Consider the following 13,275-nt stretch of genomic DNA (forward strand, 5'->3'; position numbering starts at 1 on the left):
AAATTAGGTCTTTGTCACATCGTCACGTAGGGTGGGTTAGGCGGGGCTTAAATTCAGGCGATAATGATTAATTAACTAACCGCCGTAACCCAGCGATATGGGTTATGCGGGGCTTAAATTCAGGCGATAATGATTTATGAACTATCCGCCGTAACCCACGGAGTTGGGTGATGCGGGGCTTAAATTCAGGCGATAATTATTAATGCAGTATCCGCCGTAACCCACCGTTATGGGTTAGGCGGGGCTTAAATTCAGACGATAATGATTAATGAACTATCCGCCGTAACCCACCGATATGGGTTAGGCGGGGCTTAAATTCAGGCGATAATGATTAATGAACTATCCGCCGTAACCCACCGATAAGTTCATAACCTTTTGTAAAGGGCGCAAGTCTTTGCGCCCCTACGAACGGCATATATTATTTAAATAAACGCGACGTTTATGTCCAATTCTCCACTGATATAAACCCTACCTAATACGATTTTTTCCTGTAAATGGTCAAAGGTGGATAAGGTTATGGTTCAACGAATAGAAGCGATATTGGGTACAACCATTACAGAATATACCCCCAACGCCATTAAGTTCCAGGGTTTATCCCTAGAAACATTACAACAAATTATTGCCGAGGGATATACTCAACTATCGGCACATTTTAATGCCGCTCCCTCAGTTGGTTCATTTATCGAATTTGGACAACGATGTCAGCGAAATGGAGTGACAGCAAGCTTTGATGGAATAGCATTTCCCGATGAAGAAAGTCCTAATTTGGTCGTTGATGCGATAACGCTTATCGGCGTAAAAGACTTAGACTTTGCCGGAGGATTTGTGCGATTTGTTTGGGGGTGCGATGAAATTGAGATTAGTTCGCAAAAGTTGTATGCTTGGTGGGATTAGGAATAAATATTTATTAAATAATACATTTAAGAGCATTAATATTGGTGGGTTACGGCGGATAGTTTATTGAATAGTTATCGCTTCAGTTAAAATTCCGCCTAACCCACCCTACGTTTTTTTGATCAAAGTATTTCCTCATGGTCTCTTTTTTTGAGACAAAGGGTTTTTTATTCTGTGTGTCAATGTTGTAGTATTGCTACAACATTGAGAGAGGGGTTGGGGGTGAGGGCTGGCTGAGGCGATACACAGACAACGGGAACGGGAATACTGAGAAAAAATCCCCCAGTTGTCAGTAGTAGGTAACAGCAGTAATGGCTAAGCGATCGCTAAAAGCATCCACTATCGGTATCACCCAGGCAAAACAAGCCTTTGAACGTAAGGGATGGACCCAAGAATACCTCGCCGCCCAAGTGGGCTTGGAAACCCGCCACTCGGTTTGGAAGTTTTTTCGCGGGAAACCGATTGATCGAGCCTATTTTATTGACATCTGTTTTCAATTAGATCTGGATTGGCAAGATATAGCCGATTTTCCGCCAACCTCTGTACCCTCAACCCCAACACCAGAAAGCAATACGCCCAGCCAGATTGATGCTTGGGTGCAATTGATGCGATCGCAACTCCAGGATCACATCCAGGTTCAAGCGGGTATCCTGCAATCCTCCTTTGATGTCACCCAGCCTCTACTCCTGGATCACCTCTATACCCACGTCAAAATCTTACCCCACCTCACCCATCAGCGATGGCTTGAGGTGTCTGACTTACAGGGTTCTCAGCCCAAAGGATGCGATCGCGTTCGCTTAACTCAACTGAATCAACCCGCCATTCCCGGAATGGAAGCGGTGATGATGCATTCTAAACTAGCAATTCTCGGTAAACCGGGTGCAGGTAAAACCACGTTCTTACAATATCTTGCCCTTCAATGCAATGCAGGTCATTTTAAACCAGACTGTATTCCCGTCTTCATCTCCCTGAGACAATTTACCAAACAAGCCCGAACTACTGGTAATTTCAGTCTACTCAATTATCTGAGTACGAAGTGGAAAACTTTTGGCATTTCTCCAGAACAGATAGAACTCTTACTTCAACACGGGAAAGTCCTACTATTACTCGATGGTTTAGATGAAGTGCCCAAAGCCGATACCCCAGAACTCCTACAACAGATACAACTCTTTGCAGATGAGTATTACCAAAATCAGATTATTATTACCAGTCGCATCGCCGCTCAACAATACCACTTTCGCGGGTTTACCTATGTCGAGTTAGCCGATTTTGACGCCCATCAAATTGAAACCTTTGCCAAAAAATGGTTTACTGCCACCAACAAAAATTATCAGCCAGTCGGATTAGCCAAAGCCACTCAGTTTTTGGAACAATTACACCATCCCGAAAACCAACCGATTCGAGAACTCGTCGTTACGCCAATTTTACTTAGTTTAGTCTGTTCCGTATTTCAGGAACGGGCAACCTTTCCCAGCAAACGTGCCAAACTCTATCAGGCGGGATTAGATATTTTGTTAGTACGCTGGGATAAAGCCAGAGGAATTAAACGGGATCAAACCTATCGCAACTTACAGCTTCCTGATAAGATAAAACTCCTGAGTCAAATCGCGGCGACGATGTTTGCACAGGGGAACTATTTTTTTGAAAAAAGTGAAGTTCTGCCGATTATTTCCGACTATCTCCAGAACTTACCCAATGGGAGTCAGGATTTAGAAACCCTGTGGTTAACCAGTGAAGGCGTTCTCAAAGCCATTGAGTTACAGCATGGGTTACTCGTGGAACGGGCGCGAGATATTTATTCTTTTTCTCATCTCACGTTTCAAGAATATCTAACCGCCCGAAAAATTGTCGCAACTCAAAGCACAGAGGCACTGCAACAGTTAGCTACTCACATTACTGATCCCCAATGGAAGGAAGTATTTTTGCTCACTGTGAGTCTTTTACCCACGGCAGATCTATTACTGCGGCTAATCAAGGAGGAAATTGATCAGTTAGTCAAGGATGATCTGCAAATGAAGACTTTTATTGACACCATTTATCAGAAAGTGAATCAGCTAAAATTGGATTGCCAACCTGCTGCATTACGAGCCTTTTACTGGACATTATTTCAGGATCGGGATTTAAACTTAGCGGTGTCTATTGATGCCAAACTAGCCCAGGAATTACCCAACGATTTAGCCTTAGATTTAACCCTAGCGCGGGCATTGGATTTAACTGAGATACTAATCAAGAAGCCTACTATGAAACAGATTCTTAACCTAGAATTTGCCTTAGATTTTGAGCGAACCTTTCAGTTGGACAAAGCATTTCAGCAGTCTCTCCAGCAAATTAAAGCCCAACTTCCTGATCCCGCCCAAGGAAAAGAAGGGTTACAAGCTTGGTGGCAAGTTAACGGTGAAGCTTGGCTGCAACAGTTTCGTGCTAGTATTATCGAATATCGCGCTATTGGACAAGATTGGCAGTTTAGTCAAGACCAATGGCAACGATTACAGCAATATTATCAGGCAAATCAGTTTCTCGTTGATTGTCTCAATAGTGAGGGTCAAGTGAGTGCTGAGGTGAGGGCTGAAATCGAAAATAATGTGTTGATTGTTGATGAGAGAAGTTTTGACCCTTCACTCCCTTCGAGGGCATGGCGCGTGAATTTGTAGGGGCGGGTTTAGGAAATTACGTTTCGCTATTGATGATAATGTTTATTCAAAACCCACCCTGATTATCTGGGGGGTTTACTGATGAATCACCACTGGCGTTCCCACAGACGCCCAATTATATAACCACTCGGCGTGATCAACTGCTACATTTACACAACCATGACTCATACGAGTACCAAAGTTATGGTGCCAATACGCCCCATGAATCGCATAACCACCTTGGTAATACATGGTATACGGCACATTAGAGATATCATAACCCGGACCCCGCATGCGATCGCGGCGCAGCTTGGTTTGAATGTTAAAGACACCTGTACGGGTAGGTGTAGCCTGTTTGCCGGTGGAGACAATCACCGCATAGACTTGTTCCCCTCCTTCCCAAGCAATTAACCGTTGATTGCTGAGATTAATTTCAATCCAGCGCTGATTCGTATTTTGCAGCGCCGCCATTTTGCTGGCAATCTGTTCAGTGTGGGGTGTAGGATGGGCGATGGGTGTCTCAAACCCAAACACGGTTGTAGCTAAGGCGACGCCGACTAGGAAAGTTGCAAAACGGCGCCCCCAATGGGCAAATTTGATGCTTTTCATGGAAACTGGGGAGATGGCACAATGATCCTCTTATTTCTATTTTATGGATCACCACTGAATTGGGATCGAAGTTTTTGCGCCCGTTGGGTAATTTCGTGCCAATCTCCAGAGGCGATGAGGGCTTTGGGGAACAAATCTCCCGCCAAACCGACCGCGATCGCACCGGCTGTGATAAAGTCTTTAGCATTGGCGAAGGTGACACCGCCTGTAGGAATCAGGGGAATATGACCCAGAGGTCCTTGTAAGGCTTTAATATAACTGACACCGCCCACTGCCTGAATCGGAAACACCTTAACGCAACTAGCCCCCGCATCCCAAGCGGTCATAATTTCGCTAGGAGAAAGTGCGCCAGGAATAATAGGAACTCCCGCATTAACAGCCGTATTAATTAGAGTTGTATCAGTATGAGGGGTAAATAGAAACTCAGCCCCCGCTTCAATAGCCTGTTTTACCTGTTCCAAGTTTAGTAATGTTCCTGTACCAATCGTACAGTCTGGTAACGCTTGACGCAGATGACGAATTAAATCAGCAGCCGCGTCTGTATTCCAGGTAATCTCAATTAATTGGATTCCCCCTTTCGCTACCGCCTGCGCCATTTGACGTCCTACAGATTGGTCAAACGCCCGAATCACGGCAATAGTACGATACTCTTGCAGAAGAGTCAACCAAGATTGATTTGATATACTCACAACGTTATACTTACTGATGTCATTTAGCTTAAATCAAATGTCACGCTCCTTAAGCAACTTAGACGCCAAGAAATAAATTTCTGGAACCCAAGCTCAAGTAAGCTAAAGCTTACTAAGTAAATATTACAACCCGTTTTAACGGGTTTTAGCTTTTAGCCCGAACTTTAGTTCAGGGCTTTAGTTCTTAGACGCTAAGTAAATATTACAACCCGTTTTAACGGGTTTTAGCTTTTAGCCCGAACTTTAGTTCAGGGCTTTAGCTTATTTACCCACATTCCGGCTCGGTTGAATGCGATAAATCCTGCTCAGTTTGTCCTCAGGGATTGTGAGCTATTTTATAGGCTAAAGCCCTTACTACAAACTACAAACTTTGCAGCCATTGCTTAAACTGTTGCTTAACCTGTTGTTCCCGTTGAGCAACGGTTGCACCCGCTTCACCCATCTTATTCTCAACCTCAGCTTGCTTGTGTTCTACAACAGTAGGTTCTACCGTTTGAGATTGTGCTTTTAATTGGTTGTACCAAGCGGCAAAATTCTCTAAGCGCTGCTTCAACCGCCCATAGCGACTGCGCTCAATTTCAGTCCCCTTGCTATCAGGGTTGACCTCGTGGCTATTCATACTAGCATAGTGATGCCGCAAATCCGTATAAGCTTGGCGCAAATAGGGAAACAGGCGATTTTTAAGCGCTTTGGAGACGGCGATAACCATAGATTTAGAACGAAGCCCAGGGGTTTTTGGCGTGGCTTCCCCCTTTTCGTTCTCTAATTTATCTACCCTTGCCAAAATCTCCGAGAAATTCTCTTGCACAATCCCGCGAATTTCACCCGTTCCATCTTTCACTTCAGCAAAACTTTTCGAGAACGCCTCTTGAACAATTTCTTGAATTCGTTCTGCCCGTTCCCTTTCTAGAGATTTAGCTTTCTGAAAATCAGTGGTGATGCGTTCTTTAGTAGCTTCAGACATAGTTATTCCTCATCGCTTTGATTAATTCGGTTTCGATACTTCTGCTAAAAAGCTTGTTCGACTCCCAAGTTAATCTTGGCAAATTTATCCGTAACTTTCCGGTGTGGTTTACCCCCAGTTTTGGCGTGTTAATTCGACAAATTGTAGGAATACTACGACATTAAGTACGGATATCCGACGATTGAGCTTATTTCATCGACTATCCAATTGAGGCGGATTCCTGTTCCCCCCTTAAAAAGGGGGGCTAGGGGGGATCTCCCGATGTTCAATACACGCTTCCCAGTCGTATTGTGCATTTTCCCAACCTACTTGACTCTCTTGAAAGCAGGGAACAGGGAATAAAGGCAGAAGTCAAGGATATATTATTTTACCCTTGGCTTTTGGCTTGATTCTTCGCCACGGATAATTTTTTATTTAATAGAAAAACAATAATTTGACAATAAGGTTCATATTCAAATTTTTCATTCACATTGTCAAATTTAGCAATTTCCTTACTTAAAATACCAACAGTCCAAGACTTAGACGGATATTTTTTACGCAAGCCCTCAATCACAACATCCATAGCCGCTTTGCGATTTCTAGTCAAGGTTTCTAAATTGAGATTCAGAACCTCGTTTAATTCGTTATTAATCGTTTCATCATCAGAGTAGATTTGACCACTACTGCGGTATTTGATGAAGTCCTCACAGTTCTTACTCGCGTCAGCCGGATTAATGGTAATTTCTGTTTCAGCCTTTCTCGTATCACAGTGTTGTAAACGTTGAGGTTGACCTTGATTACCTTGACAAGCACCGAGCAAGTTTTTGTAATCTAATTGTAAATCTGGATAAATACTCTGGGGTTGCCAATGCTCAATCTTCATAGTATCGTGAGCTATACGTTGCATACAATAACAACAAATATATCCTTGCTCAGTCAGCAATGATTGGCGTAAATCATCTTTTTGCGAATAGTTATCATAATCAGCGTAATGCTGTGAACGGTGTTCTACTAATGAGCGGGGTTCGTTTCCTTTGACAATATGCTTCACGTTATTCGGTTAAAAAACTAATCAGCGTTTGACCCCGAACAACTTCCGGGTCATTTTCTCCTAGTAATTCAGCAAGTTCTTGCAGTTTTATTTTAGCCTCCTCTATTTTATCTTCATCGATCAAAGCAAAACAAGCATTGATTCTATCCTGCACTTGATTGGGGCGTTCTTTTACCCCCATCAACTCATATAAAATTGAATTGCTATCTCTACCATAGGTATGAGGCGTTACTTCAACAAGCTGATAGTCTTCTAAAATAAATACATTTTCTCGCTTCACATTACTCAGAACTTGAGGCGAGTGAGTTGTCACAATAAACTGACAATTCGGAAAAGTACGGGTCAGGCTGGGAATTACAATTCTTTGCCATTGGGGATGCAAATGTAAATCGATTTCGTCAATTAAAACAATACCTTTGCCTTCCAACGCATTAACTCCTAAGCCAGGATTAGCAATTGCCAATCGCCGCGCCAAGTCAGTCACCAACATTAACAGCATCTTTTCTCCATCTGAGAGTTGCTCTAACTTGAAGTCTTGATTATTTTTGGTGATTATAAAGAAAAATTGGGCAGGGCGACGAGACAAATTAAGGGTTCCCTTGGATTTTGATCTAACTACCCGCAGGTTATGAAAATAGCTATCAGTAAACCCTTCAAAAAATATTTTTATTGCTTTTCTAATTACCTCTAAATTTGGATTCCTATATGCATTATCTTGACGAACGCGAATTTCATTCTCGTAATCTTCTTCTTGTTTGAACCATATCAAAAAATCTTGAAAGTTATTTATTCCTGAATTAAATGCTCCCTGGTAAGCATTCAATTGCTTAATAATATGTAGATCATTGGTATCCTGCTCATTCATCAATTCAGCATTGAGGAACATACGATGAGTTCTGTAATATACTAATAATGGCAAATTACTATATAGTAGATTAGACTTTATTTTTTTATTTAATTTATCAATATAGCTATTTAGTTCTTGTTCTTTTTGTTGTTTTTCAATATCGTCAATGGTTATATGGTAAATGTTTTCTGTTATACTCCAGGATATAGAATCATCCTTTTTCGTTGAGAACAAAACCGATACATTTACAGGAAGTGCTTGTAATTGCTCATTAACCTTAATGTCATTTAAGGTAAAAATCTTTTTTACCTCTTTCTCGAAGATTCCAGGCTGACCTTCACCAAGAATACTGTACTCTTCACCATATTCAATATTGATTATTTTTTCTTTTATTAAATTTAAAAAAATAGCGATGCAATCCAAAGCAGATGTTTTACCTGAACCATTAACTCCAATTAATATAGCTGTATTGTCAGGTGGGAACTTAAAATGTATCTCTTGAAAACATCTAAAATTTTGAATATGTAATTTATCAATATGCATAAATAGCCCAACCTGAAAAATTTATATAAATTAGTTTACTTGAAAACCTTGGCAAATTCAAGCTAACTCAGCCATTAGCCCTCTACAAAATCTCAGCCATTTGCCTAGCCATCCTATAGCATTAATCCAGTAATCACAGTTAACGGCTACAAGACGCAATCAGTCAATTGTAGGGGCGGGTTTAGCCACTAATTTAGCTTGTCACAGATAACTGAGCAACAAAACCCGCCCTTATGCTTAAATCTGGATAAGAGTTCTAGTCCATTTTAATGGACTTAAGCTATTAGCCCGGAGTTTGAACTCCGGGCGGGCGTGTCACCTTAGCCTTATCCAGAATCCTCTTTCTCCAGCAAAGCCAATAAATTCAATTCCTTATTCGCTACATACATCACCGGATTCTTCTGCTTAATCACTTTCCCCTCTTGCACCGCTCGTTTTAACCAATCCTCCATCTGTCCTTTTCGTATATCCAACGATTCAGCCAGAGATTTCGCATCTTGAGGTTGCTCTAATTGGTTAAGTATAAAGGGTAAAACCGCTTCATAAATATCTTTGGCGGGTAAATTAATGTAAATCGTTTTATCTCCGCCTAAATCATCTCCGGCTGAAGATTTTTCCGACTCGATTCCTCCTCCATCAGCTTGGCTTTCTTCAACCTCAGCTATAGCCGCATCTAAAAGTGTACGTAATGGCTTATTCCAAGGGGCTTCAGGAAAAACAATCCCTCCCTTTTCCAGCAATTTATGATTTCCTTCAGGTACAGTTCCCTGCATTCGCACAAAAACCGGGACATCTTTTACCTTTCTCAACACCTCAGTCGCCCCCGCCCAGGTTCCACCTTTACCAACAGCAGAACTAATCACTAACGCATAATCAGCTAACGCATAAATATACTTGTTTCGCCCCATAGCATTACCCGCACTGAAACTAGAATCGGGGTCATACGCAGACACTAATGTCAGTCTACCTTCTTTAATTCCCGCACGATACTTACTCGCCACAGCCGCTTTCGTCAAACTATCCGCAAGTACACCCACAGCATTCCCACCTGCTGCTAATATACCTAACATTGACGCTTGATCTACCCCACGCGCCCCACCAGAAATCACATTAATTCCCTGTTCCGCACAGGTTTGGACAACTCTTTCGGTATAATTAAGTCCGTCTTGATCAACATCACGAGAACCAACGATAGCCAACCCACCTTGAGCAAGCAATTCTCTATTACCAATTCCATAGAGAATCGCGGGTGCATTATGTTTCAATCTCTGCTTCAAACATTGAGGATAGCCTGCGTCACCTCGTCCCACTATCCATAACCCCTGATTCGTCCACTTTTCCACCGCTAAACTTAGCATGACACCGCGCTCAAGTAACGCGACTAACCGATGAGAATCAAGCTTGTCAATAGTAATTTGAGATAAGCGATTTTTCAGGGTTGGCTCAAGCAAATCCGCTGGATTCAGGTTATCTTCCAGCAACCAACTCGCTACCGTATTATACTCGCTCAGGGTTAAGGGTTTGGGTTCAGTTTGGCGATTTTGTCCAAAGCTGGCACACAATAATAAAATGGCTTGAGTATTGGGTGACAGCAGATGGTAATCCATAATCTTCTAATTTGTCTACGTTAACGAATTAAGTGCCAATGCTAACGGAAAAACTGAACCACTTCCAGCCTGACGTAACAGTGCAGCAATAACCGTGAATGTCCAACGTGAATCTACCATATCATCAATTAAGAATACTGCACCCTTCATACCTTGCCAAGGACTCACGTCAAAGACACCATCGAGGTTATGCGCTTGTTGGTAACTATTCCCCATCTGTTTTTGTGGCTGAGTATGGCGAACTTTCTGCACAATTGGCTGAAAGGGTAATTGTAATTGATTGGCGAGTCGTTGGGCAAAATTGGGGACAAGTTGGGGATGATGTAAGGAAGGGACACAAGTTACCCAAGTAGGAAAAGGTTGGGGGTGCCAACGTTGAATCATCTCAAATGCACCCTGCACCAAGGCGTCATCAAAATCATGATTATGGTATTTACCTTGTTTAACTAATTCTCCCCAACCTGCATCCCCCCAAAGTGATAATGCTCGTCCTGGTTCAGCGCGTAAATTGTCGCGAATTTTCCCAGAAAAGCCATAACTAGGGAGCGCTTTAGATGCCCATTGTTTACGAGGTTCGATAATTTGGTCACTACGACGGAGATACTGAATTGCTTGATTAACTCGGTCTAGGGAATAGGTCTCGGGTAATAACGGTCTACCCAAGCATACCGCACATTTTCCGCAAGGCGTTGGCTGCGGATCATCTAATTCTCTGGCGAGAAATGTCATCAAGCATTCTCGACTGTTCATATAGTCAAACATGCGAGTTTGTTCTTGGCGGCGAATTTGGGTTAACCGTTCAATTTTATCTGTATCCGGTTGATAAAATACGGGCGTCGCATACCATTTAGAGCCTTGCTTGGTTACGGGTGCAGGAGACTCCAGGGATAACAATTTTAACACCTTCTGAATTTGCCCATTAGAAAGATTGAGATGCTGCTCGATTTGGGGAACCGACAATCCATCTTCGGCTTGTTCTAAGGCATTTAAAACATCCTGAACATGAGCCTCTGGCGGAAAGGCAGTTTGAATAAAATAATCAGTAATTTCCTGATCTTCATCCCCACTGAGCAGAATCCCATAAGCTTGCTCTACCGCTCTCCCGGCTCGTCCGACTTGTTGGTAATAATGAACAACAGAACCCGGACGCTGGTAGTGGATGACAAATCCTAAATCCGGCTTATCAAACCCCATTCCTAAAGCGGTTGTAGCGACTAAAGCTTTAATTTGATTGTTAATTAGTTGGTCTTCTAAGGTTAAACGCTGTTCATGGGTTAGAGCCGCATGGTAGGCTTGAGCATGAATTCCTTGCTGATTTAACCAATTGGCAACTCGTTCCGTATCTTTGATAGTTAATGCGTAAATAATCCCACTTCCGGGTAAATTTGGCAGCTGTTCAGCTAACCACGCCATGCGGGCGGCGGGACTCGGTAATTTAATGGTTTGTAATTGTAAGCTTTTTCGGGTTAGAGTACCTCTGGATATGAGCAAATTAGCACCCAGTTGAGTAATAATATCGTTAACAACGCGGTTATTTGCCGTGGCGGTTGTGGCGAGGGCGGGAATGGTTTGAGGAAGCGCTTGCAAAACCCGGACAATGCGCCGATAGTCGGGGCGAAAATCATGTCCCCAGTCGGAGATACAATGGGCTTCATCGACAACAAATAAGCCAATTCGTTGAGAGATGGGTAACAGAATGGTTTGGCGAAAGTCTTCATTGGCGAGTCGTTCGGGAGAAATGAGCAGAATATCAATGATTCCTGCTTGTAATTGAGTGTTAATCTGTTCCCAGTCTTCGGGATTACTGGAGTTAATCGTGGCGGCGTTAATATTAATCCGTTCAGCAGCGACAATTTGATTTCGCATTAAAGCCAGGAGGGGTGAAATGAGGAGAGTCGGACCTGCATGATTATCACGCAGCAAGCGAGTGGCGAGAAAGTAGACAATGCTTTTCCCCCAGCCTGTGCGTTGTACAACCAGAAGCCGCGATCGCGCTAAAATTATGCTAGCGATGGCTTCCCATTGTCCATCCCTGAATTGAGCGGTTGGGTTGTTAAGAGCTTGGCGCAGCAGCGATAGTGCTTGGGCTTTCAGTTGGGTTGTCATATCGATACGCCGTGTTGAGTGAAGTTAAGGGTTTTCTGAAGTAATGTTATTGGTAAAACCCGCCTCGACTGTCCTTAAATTCTAGCTATTCTAGCATCAAGCGCCAAGAACTCAAGTTCTTGGCTTATAGCGCAAGTCATCTTTAGATGACTATAATTATGTTCCAGCAGTAAGCTAGATTATTTTGGTTTTTAGTTATTTTGTTAAAGTAAGCGCTGGATCAAGTCTAATGATTTTAACGTTAATTTGCCCTAAACAATAAAACAATAGCATATTTCTATTAATTAGCTAAGTAGGGGACAATATTTTATTGCCTCCCCACCTAAAATCGGATCATTTATACAGTTATTTTACCCGCATACTGAGTTTATCCAGAAACTGGATTACCACTCTTTCAAGCGGTCTATTTTGAATCCTTTGAATAAATTTACTTAGTGGATTTACTCCAATAACATAATTCCCAACTTGAATCCCCAGAGGTGCTAAATGTTTACCTGATAGTTCTTGATGCAGTAAGGGAAACTTGCCCTGCTTCAAATACTCGATCAGCCACAGCACATCACTATTTATTCTCTGTTCCTCATCTTTAAATCTGTCCTGCTCACTTCCAGCAATTGTATCCCTGTCAAATGAAATAATGCCTGTCAAGTTAAACAGTGGGCTTTTGCTGATGTAGCATAACGTTTGTTTCCTGGTGGGAATTACACCCAGGTTTATTGAATCCAGGAAACGGGCAATGAACGCCAAAGGTTGAGGGATGGCACTTTGCGTATCACTAATATCAGGTGCGAGGAGTAAAGAGGGTTGATTTTTGATAGACTGTTGTAAGTCAGGACTATCCATAAAACTCTGTTCAATTTGGCGAATCTGACCGTCCGCGTTTGAATTGCACTGCTTTAAAATATCTCGCCATCTGTCGCCACTTAAAAGTTCTAAAAGGGCGATGTACTTGCATCCCAAACTGTGACCTATCCAAAAATAATTGTCCAGATTTTGATAAACTTCAGTTGGGTAGTTGAGTCTCTTAGCAATTTGGGAAATTTCCTGGGACAGAACTTTCTGTTCTTCTAACAAACTAATTGAAACAGACCAATGGCGAAAGGTAAACCGGAAGGGGAGAGCAATGATGGTATAACCTTGATCAAATAACGCTTTTAACAAATAGCGATAAAAAACTGTCGGGAAACTGCCAAAGAAAGCACCGCCGATAAATTGAATAACACCTTTGGGATTTGGGTGAATAGCCACCCAGCTAAAGGAAAGGGGCTGAAACTTAAATGTCTCGTTCATCATTAATTAATTGTGCTGTGGGACAAAGACAAAGAAAACAGAAATGTCTCTCCTTCTAACCGCTGT

At 42.4% G+C, this 13,275-nt stretch carries 10 protein-coding genes; 2 read left to right on the top strand and 8 right to left on the bottom strand.

Annotated features, from left to right (window positions below):
* Positions 1 to 516 precede the first annotated feature (516 nt).
* Both RIC07_RS30380 and RIC07_RS30385 read left to right on the top strand, forming a co-directional pair.
* Complete coding sequence (locus RIC07_RS30380) at positions 517 to 894, top strand: hypothetical protein (RefSeq protein ID WP_446397771.1); 378 nt, start codon at positions 517 to 519, stop codon at positions 892 to 894.
* Positions 895 to 1,205: 311 nt separating this feature from the next.
* The gene (locus tag RIC07_RS30385) at positions 1,206 to 3,545 is read left to right on the top strand and encodes an NACHT domain-containing protein (RefSeq protein WP_446397772.1); all 2,340 of its coding nucleotides are present in this window, start codon (positions 1,206 to 1,208) and stop codon (positions 3,543 to 3,545) included.
* Between the two features lie 75 nt (positions 3,546 to 3,620).
* Here the strand turns inward: RIC07_RS30385 and RIC07_RS30390 are convergent, their stop codons facing one another.
* The 8 genes from RIC07_RS30390 to RIC07_RS30425 form a co-directional block, all read right to left on the bottom strand.
* Positions 3,621 to 4,133 (bottom strand): L,D-transpeptidase, encoded by a 513-nt coding sequence (locus RIC07_RS30390; protein ID WP_446397773.1) that lies wholly within the window; start codon positions 4,131 to 4,133, stop codon positions 3,621 to 3,623.
* 41 nt (positions 4,134 to 4,174) lie between these two features.
* Positions 4,175 to 4,816, bottom strand: a complete 642-nt coding sequence (locus tag RIC07_RS30395) for a bifunctional 4-hydroxy-2-oxoglutarate aldolase/2-dehydro-3-deoxy-phosphogluconate aldolase (protein WP_446397803.1) — start codon at positions 4,814 to 4,816, stop codon at positions 4,175 to 4,177.
* A 367-nt stretch (positions 4,817 to 5,183) separates the two neighbouring features.
* Positions 5,184 to 5,786: a hypothetical protein gene (locus tag RIC07_RS30400; RefSeq protein ID WP_446397774.1), complete on the bottom strand. Its 603-nt coding sequence runs from the start codon at positions 5,784 to 5,786 to the stop codon at positions 5,184 to 5,186.
* A 367-nt stretch (positions 5,787 to 6,153) separates the two neighbouring features.
* Positions 6,154 to 6,816, bottom strand: coding sequence for a retron system putative HNH endonuclease (locus RIC07_RS30405; RefSeq protein ID WP_446397775.1), 663 nt, complete (start codon positions 6,814 to 6,816; stop codon positions 6,154 to 6,156).
* 1 nt (position 6,817) lies between these two features.
* Positions 6,818 to 8,206 (bottom strand): AAA family ATPase, encoded by a 1,389-nt coding sequence (locus tag RIC07_RS30410; protein ID WP_446397776.1) that lies wholly within the window; start codon positions 8,204 to 8,206, stop codon positions 6,818 to 6,820.
* 326 nt (positions 8,207 to 8,532) lie between these two features.
* Positions 8,533 to 9,813 carry a DNA-processing protein DprA gene (locus RIC07_RS30415; RefSeq protein WP_446397777.1) on the bottom strand — a complete coding sequence of 427 codons (1,281 nt, stop codon included), beginning with the start codon at positions 9,811 to 9,813 and terminating at the stop codon, positions 8,533 to 8,535.
* 15 nt (positions 9,814 to 9,828) lie between these two features.
* Entirely contained in the window at positions 9,829 to 11,919 is a 2,091-nt protein-coding gene (locus RIC07_RS30420; protein WP_446397778.1) for a RecQ family ATP-dependent DNA helicase, read from the bottom strand.
* Positions 11,920 to 12,264: 345 nt separating this feature from the next.
* A complete protein-coding gene (locus RIC07_RS30425; RefSeq protein WP_446397779.1) occupies positions 12,265 to 13,212 on the bottom strand; it encodes a DUF1350 family protein in 948 nt (315 codons plus the stop codon).
* Between the last annotated feature and the right edge of the window lie 63 nt (positions 13,213 to 13,275).

Origin of the sequence: Coleofasciculus sp. E1-EBD-02 (assembly GCF_040218245.1) — a bacterium.
Lineage (GTDB): Bacteria > Cyanobacteriota > Cyanobacteriia > Cyanobacteriales > Coleofasciculaceae > Coleofasciculus.